The 23583-nt window shown below is 62.1% G+C and carries 21 protein-coding genes; 7 read left to right on the forward strand and 14 right to left on the reverse strand.

What is annotated here, in order from left to right; genetic code table 11:
* Positions 1-17: 17 nt before the first annotated feature.
* From HFC70_RS00905 to mscL, 8 genes are all read right to left on the reverse strand, one after another.
* Positions 18-1304 carry a glycosyltransferase family 2 protein gene (locus HFC70_RS00905; RefSeq protein ID WP_168471312.1) on the reverse strand — a complete coding sequence of 429 codons (1287 nt, stop codon included), beginning with the start codon at positions 1302-1304 and terminating at the stop codon, positions 18-20.
* A gap of 148 nt (positions 1305-1452) precedes the next feature.
* Positions 1453-2682, reverse strand: coding sequence for a class I SAM-dependent methyltransferase (locus tag HFC70_RS00910; protein ID WP_168471313.1), 1230 nt, complete (start codon positions 2680-2682; stop codon positions 1453-1455).
* Positions 2679-3242 (reverse strand): dTDP-4-dehydrorhamnose 3,5-epimerase family protein, encoded by a 564-nt coding sequence (locus HFC70_RS00915; RefSeq protein WP_168471314.1) that lies wholly within the window; start codon positions 3240-3242, stop codon positions 2679-2681. Before HFC70_RS00915 ends, HFC70_RS00910 begins: the two co-directional genes overlap by 4 nt.
* Positions 3239-4312: a CDP-glucose 4,6-dehydratase gene (gene rfbG, locus HFC70_RS00920; protein ID WP_168471736.1), complete on the reverse strand. Its 1074-nt coding sequence runs from the start codon at positions 4310-4312 to the stop codon at positions 3239-3241. Before rfbG ends, HFC70_RS00915 begins: the two co-directional genes overlap by 4 nt.
* A gap of 2 nt (positions 4313-4314) precedes the next feature.
* Positions 4315-5085: a glucose-1-phosphate cytidylyltransferase gene (rfbF, locus tag HFC70_RS00925; RefSeq protein ID WP_168471315.1), complete on the reverse strand. Its 771-nt coding sequence runs from the start codon at positions 5083-5085 to the stop codon at positions 4315-4317.
* A 149-nt stretch (positions 5086-5234) separates the two neighbouring features.
* Entirely contained in the window at positions 5235-6269 is a 1035-nt protein-coding gene (gene galE, locus HFC70_RS00930; RefSeq protein ID WP_168471316.1) for a UDP-glucose 4-epimerase GalE, read from the reverse strand.
* Positions 6270-6468: 199 nt separating this feature from the next.
* Positions 6469-7638: a pyridoxal phosphate-dependent aminotransferase gene (locus tag HFC70_RS00935; RefSeq protein WP_168471317.1), complete on the reverse strand. Its 1170-nt coding sequence runs from the start codon at positions 7636-7638 to the stop codon at positions 6469-6471.
* Between the two features lie 146 nt (positions 7639-7784).
* Positions 7785-8210 carry a large conductance mechanosensitive channel protein MscL gene (mscL, locus tag HFC70_RS00940; RefSeq protein WP_168471318.1) on the reverse strand — a complete coding sequence of 142 codons (426 nt, stop codon included), beginning with the start codon at positions 8208-8210 and terminating at the stop codon, positions 7785-7787.
* Positions 8211-8425: 215 nt separating this feature from the next.
* Between mscL and HFC70_RS00945 the strand changes: the two genes are divergently transcribed.
* A complete protein-coding gene (locus HFC70_RS00945; protein ID WP_168471319.1) occupies positions 8426-11935 on the forward strand; it encodes a PAS domain-containing hybrid sensor histidine kinase/response regulator in 3510 nt (1169 codons plus the stop codon).
* Positions 11936-11984: 49 nt separating this feature from the next.
* Here HFC70_RS00945 and HFC70_RS00950 read toward each other — a convergent pair whose 3' ends face one another.
* Positions 11985-13472 (reverse strand): pyruvate kinase, encoded by a 1488-nt coding sequence (locus tag HFC70_RS00950; RefSeq protein WP_168471320.1) that lies wholly within the window; start codon positions 13470-13472, stop codon positions 11985-11987.
* A 300-nt stretch (positions 13473-13772) separates the two neighbouring features.
* Between HFC70_RS00950 and HFC70_RS00955 the strand changes: the two genes are divergently transcribed.
* Both HFC70_RS00955 and HFC70_RS00960 read left to right on the forward strand, forming a co-directional pair.
* Entirely contained in the window at positions 13773-14513 is a 741-nt protein-coding gene (locus HFC70_RS00955) for a metallophosphoesterase (protein ID WP_168471321.1), read from the forward strand.
* A 3-nt stretch (positions 14514-14516) separates the two neighbouring features.
* Positions 14517-15923 carry a bifunctional serine/threonine-protein kinase/universal stress protein gene (locus HFC70_RS00960; RefSeq protein ID WP_168471322.1) on the forward strand — a complete coding sequence of 469 codons (1407 nt, stop codon included), beginning with the start codon at positions 14517-14519 and terminating at the stop codon, positions 15921-15923.
* Positions 15924-15940: 17 nt separating this feature from the next.
* Here HFC70_RS00960 and HFC70_RS00965 read toward each other — a convergent pair whose 3' ends face one another.
* Together HFC70_RS00965 and HFC70_RS00970 are read right to left on the reverse strand one after the other, a co-directional pair.
* Entirely contained in the window at positions 15941-17644 is a 1704-nt protein-coding gene (locus HFC70_RS00965) for a GH32 C-terminal domain-containing protein (protein WP_168471323.1), read from the reverse strand.
* Between the two features lie 164 nt (positions 17645-17808).
* Positions 17809-18018 (reverse strand): cold-shock protein, encoded by a 210-nt coding sequence (locus tag HFC70_RS00970; RefSeq protein WP_168471324.1) that lies wholly within the window; start codon positions 18016-18018, stop codon positions 17809-17811.
* A 288-nt stretch (positions 18019-18306) separates the two neighbouring features.
* Here HFC70_RS00970 and HFC70_RS00975 point away from each other — a divergent pair, with 288 nt between their 5' ends.
* Both HFC70_RS00975 and HFC70_RS26880 read left to right on the forward strand, forming a co-directional pair.
* Complete coding sequence (locus HFC70_RS00975; RefSeq protein ID WP_246735606.1) at positions 18307-19044, forward strand: glycerophosphodiester phosphodiesterase family protein; 738 nt, start codon at positions 18307-18309, stop codon at positions 19042-19044.
* Positions 18999-19358, forward strand: a complete 360-nt coding sequence (locus HFC70_RS26880; protein ID WP_246735607.1) for a DUF4996 domain-containing protein — start codon at positions 18999-19001, stop codon at positions 19356-19358. Before HFC70_RS00975 ends, HFC70_RS26880 begins: the two co-directional genes overlap by 46 nt.
* 42 nt (positions 19359-19400) lie before the next feature.
* On the opposite strand, the gene HFC70_RS00980 is transcribed toward HFC70_RS26880, so the two are convergent.
* The 3 genes from HFC70_RS00980 to HFC70_RS00990 all read right to left on the reverse strand — a co-directional run bounded on the left by HFC70_RS00980 (position 19401) and on the right by HFC70_RS00990 (position 21720).
* Positions 19401-20357, reverse strand: a complete 957-nt coding sequence (locus HFC70_RS00980) for a bile acid:sodium symporter family protein (protein ID WP_168471325.1) — start codon at positions 20355-20357, stop codon at positions 19401-19403.
* Between the two features lie 117 nt (positions 20358-20474).
* Complete coding sequence (locus HFC70_RS00985; RefSeq protein WP_246735608.1) at positions 20475-20966, reverse strand: ribonuclease H; 492 nt, start codon at positions 20964-20966, stop codon at positions 20475-20477.
* 121 nt (positions 20967-21087) lie between these two features.
* A complete protein-coding gene (locus HFC70_RS00990) occupies positions 21088-21720 on the reverse strand; it encodes a CatB-related O-acetyltransferase (protein WP_168471737.1) in 633 nt (210 codons plus the stop codon).
* Between the two features lie 268 nt (positions 21721-21988).
* Here HFC70_RS00990 and greA point away from each other — a divergent pair, with 268 nt between their 5' ends.
* Together greA and HFC70_RS01000 are read left to right on the forward strand one after the other, a co-directional pair.
* Positions 21989-22471 carry a transcription elongation factor GreA gene (gene greA / locus HFC70_RS00995; RefSeq protein ID WP_168471738.1) on the forward strand — a complete coding sequence of 161 codons (483 nt, stop codon included), beginning with the start codon at positions 21989-21991 and terminating at the stop codon, positions 22469-22471.
* Between the two features lie 163 nt (positions 22472-22634).
* Positions 22635-23561 carry an MYG1 family protein gene (locus tag HFC70_RS01000; protein WP_168471327.1) on the forward strand — a complete coding sequence of 309 codons (927 nt, stop codon included), beginning with the start codon at positions 22635-22637 and terminating at the stop codon, positions 23559-23561.
* Positions 23562-23583 lie beyond the last annotated feature (22 nt).

Genomic DNA, 23583 nt, shown 5'->3' on the forward strand with positions numbered 1-23583 from the left:
GGCCAGGCCGGCCGCCCTCAGGCGACCCTCTTGTCCCCTTTGCCAGGCTGAAACCCGGCGCGGCGCTCGCCATCGATCGTCAGCATGTATTCATCCCACGGATAACGCAGTCCCTCTTCGCGAACTTTGATCATATCCGCCGGCATTACCATGGCGTTGACGATGTCGAACAATTCCACCGGCGTCTTCACCCCGGCAATATCCGAGCGAATATAGGTTCCGATTTCGTTGGAGCCGCTGATGGCGATGCCTTGCTCGTTCTCTATCAGGACCGGATTGAAGTATTTCAAGAACTTGCCACGCCGCCATTTCTTCAGGGCCGCTGTGTAGCCTTCCTTGACAATCTCGAAGGCCTCCCGCTCCCGGAAAACTTCGACATTCCGCGCGCATGCCTCGGTAAAGTTCTTCTCCCAGCCGTCGAAGTTCAATTTGTACTTCTTCTTGAACCATTGCTGCGTGATGCCGATCACCGATGTCACGCCGAGATGGCTGCTGAACGGAAAGTCGGCAAGTTCCGGATCCTCGTCCATATTGCGCCCGAGTTCCTTCATGAAAGCCTCGACTCTCGCTTTCATGTCATCGATGCGGCCAATCGAGTAGGAATTGCTTTCCGGGCAACTGCCCATGACCGAAAAAGGCCGCTGGCAGAAGGCAAACTCACGGCCGGTGGCGATCACTTTCATCGCCATGTCGTAGTCGACCGTGGGGTGCTCGAAATAGCGGCCGCAGAAGGTCTGTTTGATCTTTTCGAGAAGGGGGCGGCTGATGGCGGAATGATAGACTGAAAATCCCGCTTTCGGAATGATGCCGGCCCCGTGCCAACCGAACATGCCCTTCAGCGAATCCGACCTCGGGATTTTGATCACATTGTGATTGAAGCCGATCAAGACATTCTGCACCCGCCCCTGTGGGCTCGGCCACATATAGTTCAGCGCACCCCAGGCAAAGGCTTCCAGGCCGGGATTGGCCGCGACAACCTTCTTCAGCACGATCATCACATCCGGGTCGATGTAGTCGTCATCGCCAATGACCGTGACCCAGTTGCCGGTTGCGGCCTCCAGAGTGCGTTCCCAGTTATCCAGCATGGAAAGCGTGCGATCGGCCGAGGGAAGATAGATGACGCGCGGATCCTTCGCCACCTCCTTCATGTAGTCGTTCATGATCGTCGGGTCGTCGGAATTGTCGACAAGGACCAGTTCGATATCCGTGCGCGAACTGCGCAACAGCCCCTCGATTGTCTTCTTGAAATAATACTGACGGTTTCGCGAGGGGACGCAGATCGAAAGTCGCGGCTCTTGTGTCATCGTTCTTCTCCAGTCTTCCCGACAGGCTTTCGCCCAGGTTCATGCCCGGCGCAAAACCGTCAGTCGATCGGCGCCACGCGGCCTGCCGGCAGGACGACCGGGGTCATCTTGGCGGGTTGGCGTTCCTCAACGATCTGTCTGTTTTTGATCAGGGATGAATCGTCAGATGCGGAATCGCCGTCACGAACTTCCCACCCCAGTCTGTGATATACGAAAGCTGCTGCTTGATCTCGGTCTGAAGATTCCATGGTAATATCACCACCCTTTGCGGTTTCTCGGCTTTGAGTACACTCTCGGACACAATCGGCACGCGGCTGCCGGGCAGTAGCATGCCCTGCTTGGCCGGATTCTTGTCGACGACGAAGGCCATCTGGTCCGGCTTGAGGCCGGCGAAATTCATCAACGTATTGCCCTTGGCGGCCGCTCCGTAAGCTGCCACTTTCAGATCCTGGCGTTGGCAATCGATGATGAAGGCCAGGAAGTCGTTGCGGGCGCGCTCTGCCTCTGCCTGGAAGCCGGCATAGTATTGCAGATCGCGCATTCCAGCTTCGGCTTCCCGCGCCAACATCGCATCGACGCTTCCAAGGCGCTGGTGATGGTCGTGGTCGCTTCGGCAGGCAAAGACCCTGAGGCTGCCGCCATGCCACGGCGTCGTTTCGACGTCGAAGACCAACAGGCCGTTTTTCCGGAAGATGCGCTCGACCGCCGTCAGCGACAGATAGGAATAATGCTCGTGATAGGCGGTATCGAACTGCGTCTCGGCCACCATGTTCATCAAGTGCGGAAACTCGAAGGTGGCGACACCCTGCGGCTTCAGCAGGCGGGCGAAGCCGCCGACGAAATCGTTGATATCCGGCACATGCGCCAGCACGTTGTTGGCTGCCATCAGATCGGCGGACCAGCCATCCTTTTCGAGCTTTTCGGCAAGGGCGGTGCCGAAGAAATCCTCGACGACCACTATGCCCTTCTGGCGCGCCGCCGCGGCAGTGCTAGCGGTCGGCTCGACGCCCAGGCAGGCAATGCCGCGCTCCTTGACATATTGCAGCAGGTAACCGTCATTGGCGGCGATTTCCACGACCCGCGATTGCGGCCCCAGCGTAAACCGCTCCGCCATGCCCGCCACGTAGTCGCGGGCATGGGCCAGCCAGGACGAGGAAAATGAGGAAAAATAGGCGTAGCCGTCGGAGAAGAACGTCTCTCGCGCCGCAAAATCCTCGGTCTGGACGAGAAGGCATTCCTCGCAGACGCGGATCACCAGCGGATACCAGAGTTCCGGGCGGCCGCGATCTTCCATGCGAACATAGGAATTGGATGGCGGCGCGGTGCCGAGGTCGAGAAACGGCCGCATGCGTTGCGACTGGCAGTGACGGCATTTCATGCAGCGATCCCTTCGAAACTCGGATCAAGAAAGGGGTGCCCGGCATCGCGGGCAGACAAATGGACGACCGGCAGCGGCCAGGCGATAGCAAGCTGCGGATCCTGGCAATGCAGCCCACCTTCGGCCTCGGCACGATAAGGCGCGGAATGGGCGTAGATCATCCGCACCCCGTCGGTCAGCGTCTGAAAACCATGCGCAAAACCGGCAGGAATGAGCAGGGAGCGAGCGTTGTCGGCTGATAATTCGACGGCGACATGGTGCATGAAGGTCGGCGATCCCTGACGAATGTCGACCGCGACGTCGAGAACGGTGCCGGCCACGCAGGTCACCAGCTTGTCCTCGCCGAAGGGCGTGCGCTGAAAATGCATGCCGCGGACCGTGCCGGCGTGGGTCGTGCCGGTTTCGTTGACCTGCGAGACCGGACCGTCCCATCCCAATGCACCCAGTTCCTCGGCGCAGAACAGACGCGTCAGAAACCCGCGTTCGTCGCCCAGGCGGCGCCGGTTCAGGATCAAAAGACCGTCGATGGCTGTCGGCACGACCTCGAAACGGGCGCTCATACCGCCTCCCGCAGATCCGTTGCCAGACCTTGCCGATAATCGGCGATATCGCCCAGGCACAATTGCCGGGCCGGGACGCCGCTTGCCTGGGCCCGATACCAGGCCATGGTCCGTTTCACTGTTTCGTCGAGGGACCAGCACGGCCTGTAACCAAGCGTAGCCGTTGCCCTTGCGCTGTCGAGCATCAGATAGCCCGCCTCGTGCGGGCCGGCGCTGCCGTCGCCCAGCAGAACATCGCCTTGGCCAAAAGTGCTACGCGCCCTTTGAAGGACATCGCCGACGGTTGCCGCCGAATGGCTGTCCGGCCCGAAATTGAGGCTCGAAGCGAAATCCGGTTCCGTCCAGAGCCGCTCGGCCATCATCAGGTAGCCGTTGAGCGGTTCCAGCACATGCTGCCAGGGCCGGACAGCGCCGGGCCGGCGCACGTCCAGTACCTGGCCGCTGCCCCAGGCCCTGACGGCGTCGGGGATCAGCCGGTCCTCGGCCCAGTCGCCGCCGCCGATGACATTGCCGGCCCGCGCCGTGGCGAGACCGACGCGCCGCGCCGCGAAGAAGGACGATCGATAGCTGGCAGTCACGATCTCGGCTGCAGCCTTGCTGGCGCTGTAAGGATCGTGGCCGCCGAGCGGATCGGTTTCGACGAAAGGCCGGCCGGTTTCCGGGTTCTCGTAGACCTTGTCGGTGGTCACGACGACCACGGCGCGCAGATCCGGCGCGATACGCAGCGCATCAAGGAGATTGGCGGTGCCCTGGACATTGGTTTCGTATGTGGCAAGCGGATCACGGTAGCCGGCCCGCACCAGGGGCTGGGCCGCCAGATGCAGGACGATCTCCGGCCGGGACGCCAAGACGCGGGCTGAGACTGCCGTCCGGTCGCGGATATCACAGGGCTCAACATCCTGCCCACCGTTCAGCAGCCGGAATAGCGACGGATCGGTATCAGGTTCCAGCGACAGGCCGCTGACCTCGGCACCCATGTCTGCAAGCCAGAGGCCGAGCCAGCTTCCCTTGAAGCCGGTATGGCCGGTCAGAAGAACACGCTTGCCGTTCCAGAATTGCGGATTGGCCATGGTCACCAGATCTTCCAGGGTGGATTGCCACTGCTCCACATGCTTTCGAGAAGGTTCTTGTCGCGCAGCGTGTCCATCGGCTGCCAGAAGCCTTCATGCATGAAGGCCTGCAACTCACCGTCTTCGGCGAGGCCCGTCAGAGGCTCGCCTTCCCAGCTGCTGTTGTCATCTTCGATGCGGTCGATGACGCGCGGCGACAGCACGAAGAAGCCGCCATTGATGAAGCCGCCCTCGCCTTCCGGCTTTTCGATGAAACCGTTGACGGTGTTGCCATCGAGTTTCAAGGCGCCGAAGCGGGCCGGCGGGCGCACCGCGGTCACCGTTGCCAGACGACCGTGTTGCTTGTGGAATCGGACGGTGGCACCAATATCGACATCGCACAGACCGTCGCCATAGGTGAAGCAGAATGCCTCCTCGTCCTTGAGATAGGAGGCAACCCGCTTCAACCGACCACCTGTCAGGGACGTCTCGCCGGTGTCGACAAGGGTGACGCGCCAGTTTTCGGCGCTCTGGCGATGGAACTGCAAGCTGTTGTTCGCCAGGTCGAAGGTGATATCCGACATGTGAAGGCCGTAATTGGCGAAATATTCCTTGATCACATAGCCGCGGAAGCCGCAGCAGATGATGAAATCGCGGATGCCATGGCCATGATAGAGCTTCATGATGTGCCACAGGATCGGCCGCCCGCCGATCTCGATCATAGGCTTGGGCCTCAGATGGGTCTCTTCCGCGATGCGCGTACCCATACCACCTGCCAGGATAACGGCTTTCATCGCCACCTCCGGCCCATGCCACCGGGCAGCGTGCCGCCGCCCCGTTCAACCCTGCCTAATGAAAACGCCATGAATCCGCCCTGCCCGGTAAACGCTTATTACCGGGCGAGAGGCTATCGGGCGAACCTGTTGTCAAACTGGAGGTGCGATCAGAACCGCGTCGCGGCCAATCGCTGGCGAATCGTATCGATGTCGTGCGTCTCGTCGCTGAGCCGGCGACGCTCCCAGTCGAGCGCCGTGGCCACGATGGTCTCAAGCCCAGGGCTGATCGCGGACCAGCCGAGAATATGCCGGGCAAGCCCGGCATCGGCCACCACGAAGGCAGCATCGCCCGGACGACGTGGCTCGAAGCGGACGTTGAGCGTCTTGCCGCTGACGCGTTCCACGGCATCGATGACATCCAGCACCGAAGATCCGGTTCCATAACCGCAATTGGCGACCAGCGATGCGCCGCCGCCCTGCAGATGGTCAAGCGCCTTCAGATGGGCGGTGACCAGATCGCTCACATGGATATAATCACGCACGCCGGTGCCGTCCGGCGTCGGATAATCCGTGCCGTAGACGCTCATACCGTCGCGCATGCCAAGCGCCGTTTCGCAGGCGACCTTGATGAGGTGAGTGGCGCCGCGGGTCGATTGACCGGCGCGTCCCTGCGCATCGGCGCCGGCCACGTTGAAATAACGCAGAGCCACATAACGGAAGTCATGGGCGCGCGCCGTATCCTGCAGCATGACCTCCGTCATCAGCTTGGAGGAGCCGTAGGGGTTCTCAGGTCGCGGCGTCACTGTCTCGCAGACCGGTTCGTTGCGGTCCGGCGTGCCATAGACGGCAGCGGTCGACGAAAAGATGAACCGGGAAATGCCGGCTTTGACCGCCGCCTGGATCAGCACGCGGGAATTGCCTGTGTTGTTGTCGTAATAGTCGAGCGGATTGCTGACGGATTCCGGGACGACGATCGAACCGGCGAAGTGAATGATGGCATGGATGGGATTTTCGGCAAAAATCTGATCGAGAACCAGGCGGTCGCCGACATCGCCGAGATAGAAGCGTGCCTTGGGCGCTACTGCCCAGCGAAAGCCCGTCGAAAGACGATCGACGACAACCACATCGTGCCCGGCATCCAGCAATGCCCAGACCATGTGACTGCCAATGTAACCGGCACCGCCCGTCACCAATATCGCCATAACTCTATTCCTCGACCTGAGCCTACGTCAGGAAAGGTCTAAGCGATTTTGGCTATAAAACTATTTATCTGGAAGAATAGCTGGTGAAATTGCGCCTATCCATTCAAACTATACTTAAGCGTCGATTATAAAAAATGTTCAAATTTTATCGATCAGGTCAAAAAAAGGAGCGGTCACTCGACCGCTCCGTTCTTCTCGCTTAAAGCTTCAGGATGTAATCGCTGAGCCGGCCGGCTGCATCGCGGACCTGGGCCGGATCGCGCAGGAAGCAGGCCCGCAGGAACTGTTCGCCGCCGGCGCCGAAGGCCGATCCGGGCGCCAGCGCGACGCCTGTCTTGTCAACGATGTCGATGGCGGCGGCGCGGCTGTCTTCCAGGCCGTCGATCTTCATGAAGGCATACAGCGCGCCTTCGGGCTTCATCATCTGCACCCGATTGGTGGCAATGAGCGCATCGCAGAGGATGTCACGGGACGTGACGGCACGCGCGATGTTCTCGCGCACGAAATCGTCCCCGTGATCGAGAGCGGCAACGGCACCGCGCTGCATGAACTGTGCCACGCCCGAGGTCGAATACTGGATCAGGTTCTCGAAAATCTGCCCGGTCTCAGGCGGCGCCACCAGCCAGCCGACGCGCCATCCGGTCATAGACCAGTTCTTGGAGAAGGAATTGGCGAAGATGATCCGATCACCGTCTTCCATGATGTCGAGGAACGAGGGCGCGCGGTCGGCCGATGCAAAGTGATAGAGTGAGTAGATCTCGTCGGCGAGGATCCAGATGCCGTGCTTGCGGGCAAGGCCGAGGATGGCCGCCAGATCCTCGCGGCTGGCTGTCCAGCCGGTCGGGTTGGAGGGCGTGTTGATGAACAGCGCCTTGGTCTTCGGCGTGATCGCCTGTTCGAGCCGGTTGAGATCAAGTGCCCATCGCCCGCCTTCAAAACCGATCGGCAAGCCTACTGCCCGGGCGCCGCCGATCTCGATAGCCGAGACGATATTGGGCCAGCAGGGCGTCAGGTAGATCATCTCGTCGCCGGGTCCGGTCAGGGCCTGCACGGCGAGAACGATGGCCTGCATGCCCGAGCCGGTCACATAGAAATGCTCCGGTGAAAGATCCGCGGAGAAATGCCGCTGGTAATAGGCCGACAGCGACTGGCGCAGTTCGGGTATGCCGCGCTGCCAGGTGTAGAAGGTCTCACCCGCCAGAAGGGCGTCGCTGGCCGCACGATTGATGAAGTCGGGGCTCGGAAGATCACCTTCGCCGGCCCAGAGAGGGATGAGGTTCTCCTTGCCGCGCGCATAGGTGATGATTTCAACGATACCGCTTTCGGGCGCGGATACGGCACGCGGGCTCAGGCTGCTGACGATCGACATAAGGCTTCTCCGTTTCGGCGTTGATAACCGATCGCCGGCTGGAATTCATATGATAAAACGTGAGGCACAGATCGATTTCCGTGATGAATGGCAAAGCCCCGGCCTGGGTAAAAGGCCGAGGCTTTCAATGTGGACGGTCCAACCGGTCAGCGTGTCTTCAGCAGATCGCGGATCTCGGTCAGAAGCTGGATATCGGCCGGAGGAGGCGCAGCTTCGGTCGCGGCGGCCTCCTGCCTTTCGAGCGACTTGCGCAGGGTGTTTACGCCCTTGACCATCAGGAAGATGATCCAGGCCAGAATGACGAAATTGATCACCACGGTAATAAAATTGCCATAGGCAAAGACCGCGCCCTGTTCGCGAGCCGCCGCCAGCGACGTTGCCGTCACCTTGGAGCTGAGCGGCAGGAAGTAGTTCGAGAAGTCGAAACCACCGAACACCACACCGACAATCGGCATGACAATGTCGGCCACGAGCGAATTGACGATCAGGCCGAACGCCCCACCGATGATCACGCCGACAGCCAGGTCCATGACATTGCCGCGGGCGACAAACGTTTTGAACTCGTTGAGCATTGCAGTTTCCCCTTGATCCGATGTCTCGACTGCCGCAGCAATCCTGCAAACCGCAATTTAGCAGAGCTGCCGAAACTTGGAACATGGGAGCGCGGAAAAACATACGTCGCGCCAATATGTTCGACTTATTACCAATTGGCCGGACGATTTCAAACAGCAGCGATTTGACCTAATGTCGTGCACGGAGTTTTGGAACGCCGTGGCAAGGAGGGTACGTGCTTCCAGGATGGGTCATCTTTCTTTCGGCCTTCGCCTATCTGCTGCTGCTGTTTGCGGTGGCCAGTTACGGCGACCGCCGGAGCCGGCTGCACGGTGTTCCCAAGAACGGCCGACCCATCGTCTATGCGCTGTCGCTGGCGATCTACTGCACCTCCTGGACTTACTTTGGCGGGGTAGGATTGGCAGCCGATCGCGGCCTGGAATTCACGGCGATCTATATCGGCCCGATCCTGATGTTCACGCTCGGCATGCCGATCCTGCGCCGCATCATCGAACTGGCTAAGGCGGAAAAGTTGACCTCCGGGGCGGACTTCATCGCCGCCCGCTATGGCAAGAACCCGATCGTCGGCATGCTGGTGACGCTGATCTCGCTGGTCGGCACCATCCCCTACATTGCCCTGCAGCTCAAGGCGGTGTCCTCGTCGGTCTCGGCCATGGTCGATCCGTCGGATTACGGCATCGGCACCGGCAATCTCTATTTCATCGACCTACCGCTGATCGTCGCGCTGTCGCTTGCCTGTTTCGCGGTGATCTTCGGCACGCGCCACACGGATGCGACCGAGCATCAGGACGGGCTGATCCTGGCCATCGCGATGGAATCGGTCGTCAAGCTGGTGGCCTTCTGGACGCTCGGCATATCCGTCGTCTTCTTTCTCTTCGACGGGCCGAGCGACCTCTGGTCGAAGGCGGTCGAAACGCCGCTGGTGATGTCGGCGCTGACCCATGAAACGCCGATCAGCCGCTGGCTGCTGCTGATCGCGCTCTCCGCCTTTGCCATCATCATGCTGCCGCGCCAGTTCCATGTCAGCGTCGTCGAGAACCGCACGTCGAAAGAGCTGCGGCTGGCCGGCTACCTGCTGCCGCTCTACCTGATCGCCATCAACATCTTCGTGCTGCCGGCGGCAATCGGCGGACTGATGGCGTTTGGCGGCACCGGCAATGCCGACCTCTATGTGCTATCACTGCCGCTGCACAACGAATTGCCTGTTGTCTCGCTGATCACCTTTCTCGGCGGCTTTTCGGCGGCCACCGCCATGGTCATCGTCGAATCGGTGGCGCTGGCGATCATGGTGTCCAACGACATCGTCATGCCGATCTTCCTCAGGCAAAAGCTGCTGTCGCGGACCAGCCATCACGACGATTTCGCCAAGACGCTCCTGCATATCCGCCGCACGGCGATCTTCGGCGTCATGCTGCTCGGCTATGCCTATTACCGCTCGGCCGACAATAGCAGCGGCCTGTCGTCCATCGGCCTGCTGGCCTTTGCGGCAATTGCCCAGATCGCCCCGTCGCTATTCGGCGGGCTGATCTGGCGGCGCGCCAATGCGCGCGGCGCCATTGCTGGCCTCAGCGCCGGTTTCGTCGTGTGGATCTACCTGTTGTTCCTGCCGAGCTTCGGCATCCAGGATCACACAGACCTTGCCTCCACCGTTCTCAGCTTCCTGTTTCCGGGCATCACGCTGTTCAGCGGGCCGGATGCGGACCAACTGGTCAATGCCACGGTTTTGAGCCTGCTGATCAACTGCGCGGCCTTCGTGATCGGCACGCTCAGCCGCAATCCACGGCCGGTCGAGCGGATCCAGTCGGGCATTTTCGTCAAACGCCATCTGCGCGCCAATTTCGCCACACGCGGCTGGAAGACCCGTGTCAGCGTCGGCGACCTCAAGACGGCGATCGCCCGCTATCTCGGCGACGAGCGCATGCAGCGCTCTTTCAAGAGCTACGAGCAGGCGGCCGGTCGCAAGCTGGCGGATGACAGTCCGGCCGACATGGCCTTCATCCACTTTTCCGAACAGTTGCTCGGCAGCGCCATCGGCTCGGCCTCCGCCCGCCTGGTCCTGTCGCTGATCCTGCAGAAGGCGGAGGATACGTCGGCCGACACCGCCTGGCTTCTCGACCAGGCCAGCGAGGCCTTGCAATACAATCAGGACATGCTGCAGACCGCCCTGTCACAGATGGACCAGGGCATCGCCGTGTTCGATGCCGGCAGCCGCCTGACGATCTGGAACCGGCGGTTCCGCAGCCTGCTTGATCTGCCGGAGCATGTCGGCCAGGTCGGTTTTCCGCTGACTGATATCATCTCGATCCTGTCGCAACGCGGTGATATCGCCGTCGAGGAGCAGTCGACGGTGATCGGCAATTTCCATCACCTGGACGATCCGTTCCAGCTGGTGCTGGCGGGCGGCGCCCGCATCATCGAGGTCCGCTGCAATGCCATGCCGGACAAGGGCATCGTTGCCACCTTCACCGATATCACCGCCCAGGTGGATGCCGACAAGGCACTGAAGCAGGCCAACGAGACCCTGGAACAGCGGGTCGGCGAACGCACGGCCGAACTCACCCGCGTCAACCATGCGCTGGCCGAAGCGCGGGCGGCGGCAGACGAGGCCAATATCGGCAAGACGCGGTTCTTTGCGGCAGCCGGCCACGACATCCTGCAGCCGCTCAATGCGGCCCGGCTCTACTCATCGTCGCTGGTCGAACGGCTCGGCGATTCCAGCGACAGCGCACTGGTGCGCAATATCGATTCGGCGCTGGAATCGGTCGAGGTCATCCTCGGGGCAGTGCTCGATCTGTCGCGCCTCGACACCGGCGCCATGAAACCCCGACTGACCTCCGTTCCCCTGCAAAGCCTGCTGGAGCGCATCGAGACCGATTTCGCGCCGATGGCGCGGGAGAAGAACCTGAAGCTCGTCGTCGTCCCGACATCGCTGAAAGTGCGGACCGACCCCAATCTGCTGCGCCGTCTGGTCCAGAACCTGGTGTCCAACGCCATCAAATACACGCCGTCCGGCCGGGTTCTGGTCGGCGCGCGCCGTCACGGCAAGGACGTGGTGATCCAGGTAATGGATTCCGGCATCGGCATACCGTCATCGAAATTCCGCACGGTGTTCAAGGAATTCGCGCGGCTTGAGGAAGGGGTCAGGACCGCATCGGGGCTTGGGCTCGGGTTGTCGATCGTCGACCGCATCGCCCGGGTTCTGAACCATCCGGTGCAGCTTTCCTCGACCCCCGGCAAGGGCACGAGCTTCCGCGTGTTCATGCCGCTCGACGTGTCGCAGCCGCAGACCGCAGCCGTCGCGACGCTGACCTCGCCCGACAAGACCGCGCGCTCGCTGGAGGGGGTGCGGGTGCTGTGCATCGACAATGAGCCGAAAATCCTGGAAGGCATGAAACTGCTGCTCACGGGATGGGGCTGCCAGGTCGATTGCGCCGGTTCGGTTGCCGAGCTCGACGGCATCGTCGCGGATCACGCGACACCGCCCGACGTCATCGTCGCCGACTACCATCTCGGCGACGGCAGCGGCATCGGGGCGATCCTGATGCTGCGTTCGTTATACGGCACGACCATCCCGGCCCTGCTGATCACCGCGGACCGCACCCAGGAGGTACGCAGCGAGGCCGAGCGGCAGACGATCGGCATCCAGCACAAACCGGTCCGCCCGGCCGCGCTGCGCGCCTATATCACCCAGGTCTCGGCGCTTAAAAGGACCGCCGCGGAATAGGCCGCCTGCCGTCTTCCAGCGAGATCGACAACTCCGTGCGGCCAGGATGTCACCAGGATTTCAGGGCACGCAGGGTCGGCGTTTTCTTGACGACATGCTCGTCCATGCGGCCAAGCAGACGGTCGAGCAGTTCCACGGCCTGTCCGACGGACGGGCCCTTGTTGAGCATGACACATTCGGCCCGGCCGGCCATGGCCGCATCCGTCATCTCGCCGCGCGACGGGATGCCGTCGCGCACCAGATCCTCCAGCACCTGCGTCGCCCAGATGGCCGGAACAGATGCCGCCTCGCAGATCCACAGGATCTCCTCCTGCATTTCGGCAAGCCGCTCGAAGCCGATTTCGGCTGCCAGATCGCCGCGAGCGATCATCACGCCGAACGGACCGCGGCGGCGGGCACGGGCAATCAAAGCCGGCAGATTGCGTACGGCGTCCGGCTGTTCGATCTTGGCGATCAATCCCAGCGGCCGGCTTGTCGCGCCATGACGCGCCAGCGCCGCGTCGAGCAGATCGATATCGTCAGGATGACTGACGAAGGAATAGCCGATCATGTCGGCGCATTCGATCACGGTCGGCAGGTCCGTCTCGTCCTTGGCGGTCAGCGGTGAGAGCCCAAGGGCTGTATCGGGCAGGTTGATGCCCTTTTCCGGCTTCAGCTTGGCGCCGCCCGATTTGGCCTTGGTGATGAGGATGACCGCCTCGCCGTCAGCGGTGCTGTCTACCACGCCTTCGAGCTTGCCGTCATCGTAACGCAGCCGATCGCCGACCGACAGTCGCGTGACCATTTCCGGCAGGGACACGCCAGCCGAGAAACGCACCTCGCCGCAGGTCCTGGGCAGGCCGGAGGCCACCAGCCGGACGCGGTCGCCGACCGAGAGGCGCGCCTTTTTATCGGGAAGCTCCACGACGCCGGTACGAATCTTCGGGCCGGCAATATCCATCAGAACCTTCAGATCGCGACCAAGCACATTGGCAGCCGAACGCACATGGGCCGACATGGCGCGCCAGGCATCCGGTCCGTCATGGGCGCAGTTGATCCGGGCGATGTCCATGCCCTTGGCGGCAAGATCCAGAATGAAGTCCGGTTCATTGGCGGCTTCGCTCGGCAGCGTCACCATGATGCGGGTGCGGCGATGGGCGCGCGGTGCGGCAAACAGCGCATCGGCGGCCTCCTGCAACCGGGTCTCGCCCTTGAAGAACGTGCCTTCGGTCGGCATGGCCACCGGGCTTTCCCGGCCGGACAGGGCCGCCAGGGCCGCAATCACCGCATCGAGCGTCGGCAGGACGCGACCTTCCAGGCGGCCGAGGGACGACAGGCCCAAAACCATCAGGCGGCGCTGCAGGATGCGCAGGTCGTGATGGCGAAGGCTCAGATAGTGGGAGAGATTTTCGACGGCCGGATCGGCAGGCGCCGTGGAAGCATCGAAACCGGCGAGAAGGACCGCTGCCTTTTCCAGAACAGTCGCCCGCAGTTGCAGCATCTCGTCCAGCAGATCGGAGGCCTTTTCGGCACTCGTCGGCACATCCAGCTTGTTCATGATCCGCACTCCATTTCCGCTCGTTGAGAACCGCTGTGAGGAGACGGCTGCGACACGCCGGGCCGATCGCGGTTTTCGCCTGCAAGGCTTCAAACAGGCCATGCTTAAGCCAACGACGTAACGGCAGCGTGACGGCGGAAAGCCACCGCACCCCAGGAGCAGACCATAACATTTCGCGATGCAGCATGCCCTGTCTTTTGAAAAGCCGAGAAGACATCGTCTTCTCCTTCCGGCCAATAGCGCGCCATCGGATTAGCGCATAAAGTGCCCCATCAGAGCATTCGATGCCAGGGAGGGGCCATGCGGATCGCTGTCCTGTCCGATATTCATGCAAACCGCCAAGCGTTCGAGGCTGTCCTTGGGGAGGCCGACAGGCGCGGCGCTTCGCGTTACGTCATTCTCGGCGACATCGTCGGCTATGGGGGTGACCCCGGCTGGTGCGTGCAGACATGCATGGCGCTCGCCGAACAGGGGGCGATCATCATTCGCGGCAACCATGACCAGGCGGTGTCAGATCCCCTCATATCGCTCAATGACACGGCCCGCGCCGCCATAGACTGGACCGCGGGCGTGCTGTCGCACAGCGAGAAAGCCTTTCTCAAGGACCTGCCGCTGGAAATCCGGGAGGAGGACCGGCTCTATGTCCACGCGGACGCCTCTGCACCGCAGAAATTCCGCTATGTCACCGACACGGACGACGCCGCAGTCCATTTCTCGGCCTGCCAGGCACGGCTGAGCTTCTGCGGCCACGTCCATGTGCCGGCTCTCTATGCGCTGTCCGCAGCGGGCAAGCCGACGGCCTTTGCGCCTCATTCGTCGACCGGCATACCGCTTCTGCCGCAGCGACGCTGGCTGGCCGTCATGGGCTCGGTGGGCCAGCCGCGTGATGGCAATCCGGCCGCCGCCTTTGCGATGCTCGATACCGAGACGGGCGAGCTCTGCTTCTTGCGGGCCGCCTACGATATCGAGGCGGCCGCCGCCAGCATCCGCGCGGCTGGACTGCCGGACAGGTTGGCGGCCCGGCTGTTCAAGGGAACATAGCATATGGCCAGATCCAATCTCCACCCCGGCAGCGTGATCGACGGCTTCACGATCGGCGAACTGGCCCACCGGGGCGGCATGGCGCGGCTCTACGCGGTGACCCGGCCCGACATCGATTTTCCGATGCTGATGAAGGTGCCTGAAATGGGGGCCGGCACCGATCCGGCGATGATCGTCGGTTTTGAAATGGAGCAGATGATCCTGCCGAAGCTCTCCGGCCGGCATGTGCCGCGCTTCGTTGCCAATGGCGATTTCGCCACCCAGCCCTATATCGTCTTCGAACGGCTGTCCGGGCCGTCGCTCTATCCCTTGCTCGACCGGCTGCCGCTCGAGGCGGACGAAGTGGCAAGGCTCGGCGCCCGTATCGCCACAGCCCTTTCCGACCTGCACCGCCAGAATGTCGTGCATCTCGACATAAAACCCTCCAACATCCTGTTTCGGGAGACGGGCGAAGCCGTTCTGGTCGATTACGGACTGGCCCGGCATCTGCATCTGCCCGACCTGATGAACGAGGAATTCCGCCTCCCCTATGGCACGGCCCCCTATATGGCGCCGGAGCAGATCCTTGGCGTCCGCAATGATTTTCGCAGCGACATCTTCGCACTCGGTGTGCTGATGTATTTCTTTGTCACCGGAACGCGGCCGTTCGGCGATCCGGAGCGCCTGAAAGGATTGAAGCGCCGCCTATGGCGGGACCCGGTGCCGCCGCGGGCGCGAAGGCCAGATCTGTCAAAGGCGTTTCAGGAGGTGATCCTGCGATGCCTTGAGGTCAACCCGGCACGGCGCTATCCAACTGCCGCGCAACTCGCCATGGACCTGCAGGACCTCTCCAAGGTGGCGCTGTCACCCCGCGCCGAAAAGATAAAGCGCGACGGATGGGCGCAGGTGATGAAGCGGCGATTCAACCCGGATCCGATCGAGATGATCCGGCCCCATGCCGGCACGACGCTTCTGTCGAAAGCGCCGATCGTCATGGTTGCCATCGATCTGAGCGACGGCTCGGCCGAGCTTGCCGAAGCCCTGCGACTGACGGTCAGCCGGATTATCGAAAAGACACCGGATGCCCGTGTCGCCTGCGTCAACGTGTTGAAAACCGCCCTGCTCAAAATCGACAGCGATCTCGACGCGAGCGGCAACAACATGCATGTATCCCGACTGGTGCAATTGAAGCACTGGGCCGAGCCGCTGAAACTGGCCGAGAGCTGCGCGACCTACCATGTGATCGAAGCAGTGTCGCCGGCCCAGGCCATCCTCACCCATGCGCGGGACAATCTGGTCGATCATATCGTCATGGGCGCGCGCGCCAATTCCGCCATGCGTACGCTGCTGGGCAGCGTTTCGGGCGAAGTGGCCGGGCACGCGCCCTGCACCGTGACGGTGGTGCGGGTGCGCCAGCCGGCGAACGACTGAAGTGCCGGCACCGATCGTTACGGCCGTAATGCCCAGATCGTTGCATGGGTGACGGCGCCGGGGGCGGCGATCAACCGGGCGGAGCGGACCGGCTCGAAGCCGGCAATGCGCTTGGTACCGACCCAGCGGCCGTGATCGGCAAAGACCTCGATCGATCCGTAATCGAGGAAGACGCGGATGCGCCGCGGCCGGGCGCCCTCGGCCATATAAAGGGGCGACACCTCGCCCTCTTTCTCATGGCGAATGGACAGGCCTGCATCATCCAGCACGACGGCCAATTGAACGCCGGGGTGATCAAGCTGCAGCTCGAAGCCGGTGCCGGTCTCCTGGAGTTCGAAGAGGATCTCGACGGCGCCGTTCAGCAGCGTGACCGTCTGGCCACTGGCGAGCCGCGTGCGGTCGAGACTGTGGCTGCGCAGGCTTTCGGCAGCCCCGATCGGCGGCGTCAACAGCGCACCATCGGCCAGCATCAGCGTGCGCGGCAGGGTCATGGCCGTCGGAAAGTCGATGGTCTGACCGGCATCCGCCCAGTTGGCCAGCCAGCCGATGCCGATCGGCACATCGCCATCCATGAAGGCCTGGAAGGCATAATTGTCGGTGCCGAAATCCAGCTCCTGCTCAAATTCCTTGGCAAAGGTCTTGCCGTCGAACCAGCCGACTTCGGCCATCGTCAGGTTCTTGCGCCCGGTCCTGATGTCCTCGCTGTTCATCAGGCCATAGATCAGCACCCAGCGGGTGGACGGACTGGTAAGCGGACCGTCGAGCGGCAGCAGGCAGGGACATTCGAGCGCCGTGGTCTTGTGGCGTGTGTCCACCAACAGCTTGCCGACATAGGTCCAACCACCGGCGGCTGTCCTGTCCTCGGTCTCATAGAGGAGGATCACTCCTCCCTCGGCGCTCTGGCTGCCGAGCAGCATCTTCCACAGACCATCCGGGCCTTTCAGCACGTAAGGATCGCGGAAATCGAGCGTCAGGCCCTCGCCTTCGGGCCGATGCGGCAGGATCACCTCCGCCTGGCCGGCGCTGAAGAGGTCGGCCGAGGTGGCACTCATCTGGATCTGTTCCTCCGGCTGGCGATCCTTCTGCTGCTCGGTGAAGAAGACCCGGATGCCGGGGCCGTTGGGCAAGGCAATGGCTGAGCCGGAAAAGGCACCTCCGCGCTTGTCGGGCCGGGCGCTCAGATCCTCGGAGGGAAACAGGAAGATCGGCAGGTGGCGCCAGCGCAGGTAATCCGACGAGACGGCGTGGCCCCAATGCATGGTGTTCCAGGTCAGGCCGTGGGAATAATGCTGATAGAACAGATGCGGCCGGCCACCGAACCGGCCAAAGCCGTTCGGATCGTTCATCCAGCCGAAGGGCGGGCGAAAATGATAGCCGTCCGTCAGGCGTGGCGGCGCATTGCCAGGATTGGTGTGCAACACGGTGATGCCGGTTTCCAGCACATCGGCGGGGGTGAACCAGTAGGCGACCGAGACCGAGGTGACGTCGCTGTCATAGTGCAGCTCGATATGGCCGCCGCCGAACACGTGGTAGATGCGGAAATCGTATTCCTCGGTATTGGTGGCCAGCACCTCGCCGAACTTGCCGTTGGCGCTGACGAAGGACAGCGATCCTTGAATGCCGGGGAGCATGGCCTTTAGCCAGATATGCAAGGTGGTGTTGACCGGCAGATCGGCATGGATGACGCGCTGGCTGTCTTGCGTCCGGGCTGTGTCGGGCATCGGCTTTCCTTGTTGTCTTTCAGAAAGCTAGAGCGCGAATGCGGCCGGGGAAGGTCGCTCATCCGAAAAAAGCGCATAAAAAAAGGCCGGGCAAACCCGACCTTCCCTCAATCTCTACAAACCGTGCCGGTACATCCGTGGTCACGATCTGGAGATAATCTGTATTAGACGGCCTGGAGGCGGTCTGCAGACATCTTGCCGGACTTGTTGTCGCGGACCAGTTCGAAAGACAGCTTCTGGCCATCCTTCAGGTCGCGCATGCCAGCGCGCTCAACGGCAGAGATATGAACAAAAACGTCGGCAGCGCCGTCGTCCGGCTGAATGAAGCCGAAGCCCTTGGTTGCGTTAAACCACTTTACGGTACCAGTGCTCATGACGATATCCTTTTAAAATCGTTCATAGAATTTGCAGTCTTGGGAGGCCCATCACTGCGGTGAAAACCGATTTTGAGGAAGTTCGCCAGTAACAGCGGAAAGCCGAAACAAAGTTCATCTAGCAAGATCGATGGCGCTGATGTACTCCGCAATTGTGTCTATGGCAAGGCGCAAACGACAAAAACAGGCTGCGGCCCTTCGGCAGGCCTGTCATCGTCCCGTCATCCCACCTTCATCCGCCCGTCAAGCAAAGCCGCTATCGCGACCGGACCCTAACGGATCCCGGAGATGCCGCCGATGCGCCCGACCATGCCGATCCTTGCCAGCGTGCTGACCGGCATGCTGATGCTTTTTCCCTCGCTGGCCGGCAATGCCTCGATGCCCGAAAACGGTCGAGCCACCCAGATCCGGGCGCGGCTGACCCATGCCAACCAATGGCGCGGCCATGTGATGGTGGTGGCGCACCGGGCCGGCTGGAAGGACCGCGGCCAGGTGGTGCGGGCCGAAAACTCGCTGGACGCCATCGACGCGGCGGTGGCGATTGGCGTGGAAGCCGTCGAACTGGATGTGCGGCGATCGGCCGACGGGGTGCTGGTGGTCCTGCACGATGCGACGCTGGAGCGCACCACGACCTGCCAAGGCAAGGTGAGCGCCCACACACTGGCTGAACTGAAAACCTGTCGCCTTGTGGTCGAGGGAGAGCGCCGCGTCACCGCCGAAAGCGTGCCGACGCTTGCCGAGATGCTGTCCCACGCCAAGGGGCGGATCCTGGTCAATGTCGACAACAAGCTGGAGGCTGCCGACTTGCCGGAGATCGCCCACCTTGCCCGCAGCCTGGGAATGGCGGACGGGATCCTGCTGAAGCATGCGATCTGGAACGAGCAACGGCTGGCCGAAACGCAAAGCGCTCTGGTCGACATCGGCGCGGATGTTGCCTTCATGCCGATCTTTGCCGACGATGCGGTCGGGATGCCGGCTTCATGGCGAAGGTCACCGCTGCCTTCGGCGCGCCGGCCGCCGAACTGATCGTCTGGCAGCGCGAGGCCGGACAGCCGATAACCGAGGCCGGCGGACCGCTGTTTTCGGCCGAAGCACAGGCGGCAGCGGTCAAGGGCGGCTGGCACATGTGGATCAACACCTACCCGATCACCGACCGGCCCGAGGGCATGGTGGCCGGAGGGCGCGGCGACGGACTGGCATTCGCGGCCGGGCGTCCCGACGATGTCTACGGCTTCTGGATCAACCACGGCGCCACCATCGTCCAGACCGACGAGCCCAGGGCGCTGATCGAATGGCTGGAAGCCAACGGCCACCGCCTGCCCTATGGGCTGACCCAGTGATGGGGCTGCCGGGCGGTTATGCCGCCCGGCAGTTTTGGATGATCACGCCTTGCTGGCAACCGTCTTTTCAGCGCCATCGACGCGGGACGCGAACCAATTGGCCAAGAGCGCGCCGGAAATATTGTGCCAGACGCTGAAGATGGCGCTGGGCACGGCGGCGACCGGCGAGAAATAGGCATTGGCAAGGGCAGCGCCCAGCCCGCTGTTCTGCATGCCGACCTCGATGGCGATGGCCTTGCGCTTGGAAAGCGACAGGCCACAAGCGCGGGCGGCGAAGAAGCCGAGCAGGTAGCCCAGGCCATTGTGCAGAACGACGACGGCAAAGATCATCAGGCCGGACTGGGCAATGGCGCCCTTGCTGGCGCCGACGACGGCGGACACGATCAGCACGATGCCGATGACGCTGACCAGCGGCAGGGCCGGCACGGCGGCGCGCACCAGATTGGGCAGCAGTTTCTGCAGGGCAAAGCCGAGTGCCAGCGGCACCAGCACGACCTTGACGATGCTGATGAACATGGCCATGGCGTCAACCGGCAGATACTGGCTGGCAAACAGCCAGACCAGGAAGGGCGTGACGAGCGGCGCTGCCAGCGTGGTGACGCTGGTGCAGGCGACCGACAGGGCGACATCGCCCTTGCTGAGATAAGTCATGACATTCGACGAGGTGCCGCCCGGGCAGCAGCCGACCAGAATGACGCCGGCGGCGACTTCCGGCGGCATGGGCACGATCATCGTCAAAAGCACGGCCAGAAGTGGCATGATGACGAATTGCGACGCGACGCCGATTGCCACATCGAACGGGCGCTTGACCACTTCGCGGAAATCATCGACGGAAATGGTGAGGCCCATGCCGAACATGATGACGGCCAGCAGCGTGACGATCCATGGCGCGATCTGCTTGAACGTATCGGGGAAAAAGAAGCCGAGCACGGCGAACAGGATGACCCAGACAGCAAAAGTCTTGCCGACAAAGGCCGAGAAATTAGCCAGAACTTTCAAAACAGCACTCCTTGACGACATAGTCTGTCGCGCGGTTTAGGCGCGTGCCGGTCTCTGTCAAGTCATTGATGGCGCAAACTGGTACGTATGCGGCGGATTTTCGGCGCGTTGCCTTCATTACGTCCGGATCGACAAGCGGCCGGTTTCGGCCAGCGCATCGGCACGTTCGTTGCCGACAAGGCCTGAATGGCCCTTGCACCAGGCGACCGTGATCAAGGGATTTCGATCAAGCTCGACATCGACCGCCTGCCACAGGTCCCGGTCCGGGATCGTGCGGCGGCGGCGATGGGCATTGGCGCAGATCACCTTCCAGCCATTGTTCCGCCAGATCGGCATCAGGCGGTTGCAGCCCTCTACGGCATAGCCGGAATCCGACCAGAGGACCGCCGGCTCAGCCCCGGCCGACTGATGGAGCCAGCGCGCCGCCTGCAACAGCGCCATCAGCTCCATCGTATTGTTGGTCGTTTGCGAGACCCCGCCAAACCCGGATGCGACCTCCACGCCGGCGCGACAGGCGACAAAGGCCCAGCCGCCATGGCGGGAGGCGGGGTCAAAGCTGCCGTCGGTGAAGATGTGGAGGACTGGAGCGGCAGTCGGAGGAAAGAACATCGAGAAGAGGCTGCTTTGTCTGCGGTTGGTGAAAACCATCCTGTTTTGGCGGAGATGAGCCTGCCAGTGAAGTCGCCTTTTGAACCGGAGCAGTCATCAAGACGCTGCGATTGCCGGGTTCTCAAGCCATCTTGAGAGCTGCAATGTCACCGTTTTCAAGGAAGGCCAAGTTCGCTTCAATTTTTTCAAGGGGCCAATCCCACCAGGCAATTTCGAGAAGTTCGCTGATGATCTCAGAGGGATAGCGCATTCGAATGACCGTGGCCGGGTTTCCTCCAACAACGGCATAAGGGGGAACGTCACGAACAACGACCGACGCGGCAGCGACGATCGCCCCAGCACCGATTTGCACACCGGGCATGATCGCTGCGTCATGGCCAATCCAGACATCGTGCCCGACCACGGTATCTTTCACCGGCAGATCCTTGTAGCCGAAGGTCTCGGATTTGAAGATCCGGAAGGGATAGGTCGTGAAGCCCGTCATCGGATGATTGGCCGAGCTTGTGATAAAATAGCTTCCCCGAGCGATCTGGACAAATTTGCCGATGACGAGCCGCTCACCGACGCCATGCCCCAGATAAGGTGCAAGTATTTCGGCAGTGTCTTCCGGCTTCCCGGAATGCGTGAAATAGCTGTATTCGCCGATCTCCATGCGCGGATGGCTGATCACGTTCTTCAGGTAGACGGTGTCGCGATACAGCGTTCCGTCCGGCAGAGTGATGGGGTGAGTTGCATTCGCATCGAGAAGAGGCATCAAAATACCGTTCAGAACAAAGCCGGCGCAGTGGACGAACGATGCTAGTCGCCAAGGGGGAGGGAATCCACCGCGCGAGCCAGATGCTTTCATGAATTATTTGAATGGTGATGGCGAATGCGGCACGGTTGGCTGCCGGTTTTGCTGTCCTATATAAGGCTCCCCCCGGCCCGCTGATATAATGTATGATTGGCGGGGCCTGCCCGTGGATCCTCGCCTCAAGGGCGAGGACGACCGCAGCCCCTATACCAACAAGGAAATTCAAAGCGTGAGTGTTGCCTTTACCAAGGAAGAAAGTTCGGAGACGGCAGCGGAGACCATGTTGCCGGACCGGCCGGTTTCGCCGCATCCGAACCTGGTGACCGAGGCGGGATTGAAGGCGCTGGAGGAGCATCTCCGCTTGGCGCGGGCGGCCTATGAGGTGGCGAGCGTGATCGAGGACGTCAACGAGCGCAGGCGGCAGACGGCCAATCCGTTGCGCGACACGCGCTATTTTGCAGCACGGGTCGGTTCGGCGCAGGTGATGGCCGCGCCGACCTCGACCGATATCGTGGCCTTCGGCAGCACGGTCACCTTCGAGCGCGACGACGGACGTGTGCAGACCTATCGCATCGTCGGCGAAGACGAGGCCGATCCCAGGGCCGGATCGATGTCCTATGTCTCGCCGGTGGCCCGGGCGCTGATGGGCAAGGCGGTCGGCGATGTGGTTGCCATTGGCGACGGGGAGCTGGAGATCGTGGCGATTTCCTAAAGGGGAGCAGGCAATCGCCTGCACAAGCAAAAAAGGCCCCAAGCCGTTCGGGCAGGGCCAGGGTGCCGGAATCGGCCAAAGGCGGGTTGAGATGGTGGCCGGCACAGGCTATCTGGGGCGGACTGCAAACAGACCTCCCACGAACCACAAGGCGCATCCCGGCATGACCCCTGATTTTCTCGTCACCCATTCCGGTGGCTTCCATGCCGATGAATTGCTATCCAGCGTCATCCTGACCCGGCTTTTCCCGCAGGCGCGCATTGTCCGCAGCCGCGCGCCGGAATGGATCACGCCCGGTGCCGACCGTATCATCTACGATGTCGGCGGCGCCTATGATGCCGAGGTGCGGATTTTCGATCATCACCAGCGCGGCGCACCGCTGCGTCCCGATGGCCAACCCTATAGTTCGTTCGGATTGATCTGGACGCATTACGGCCGGGATTATCTGGCCGCTCTCGAGCTTCCGACGGCGCATGTTGAAAGCGTCTATGCCTCCTTCGATTCCAGCTTCGTGCTGCCGATCGATCTGGTCGACAATGGCGCGCTCAGCCCCGCCACGGCCGGACCGCTGGCAGGCCTGACGCTGTCGGCGCTGCTGGAAACCCTCAAGCCGGTGTTCGACGAGACCGATCCAGAGGCGGAGACCCGGGGCTTCCATGCGGCTCTTGCCATCGCCCGCACATTCGTCGAGGCACGGATTGCCGGAAGTGCCGCCAAATTGCGAGCCGAGGCGCTGGTGCAGAAGGCGATCGTCGATGCCGGCCAGGGGCACATTCTGGAACTGCCGATGGGCATGCCGTTCCGTTCGGCCGTGGTCAAGGCGGGTGCCGATCAGCTGCTGTTCGTCATCCACCCACGCGACAAGGACTGGTGCCTGACCACCATCCGCAGCAATGACGAAGGGTTCGAGGTGCGCGCCGACCTGCCCGCCGCCTGGGCGGGCTTGACCAATGGCGACCTGGAAGCGGTCTGCGGCATCAAGGGCGCCAGTTTTTGCCACAATGGCCGCTTCATCGCCGCCGCCCGGACGCGCGAGGCAGCCCTTGCCATGGCGGAACTGGCGGTCAACGAGGCCATTGCAAAGGAATGACCGTCCATCGCGATCGTTGAGG

This window comes from Agrobacterium sp. a22-2, from assembly GCF_012276985.1.
Taxonomy (GTDB): Bacteria; Pseudomonadota; Alphaproteobacteria; order Rhizobiales; family Rhizobiaceae; genus Allorhizobium.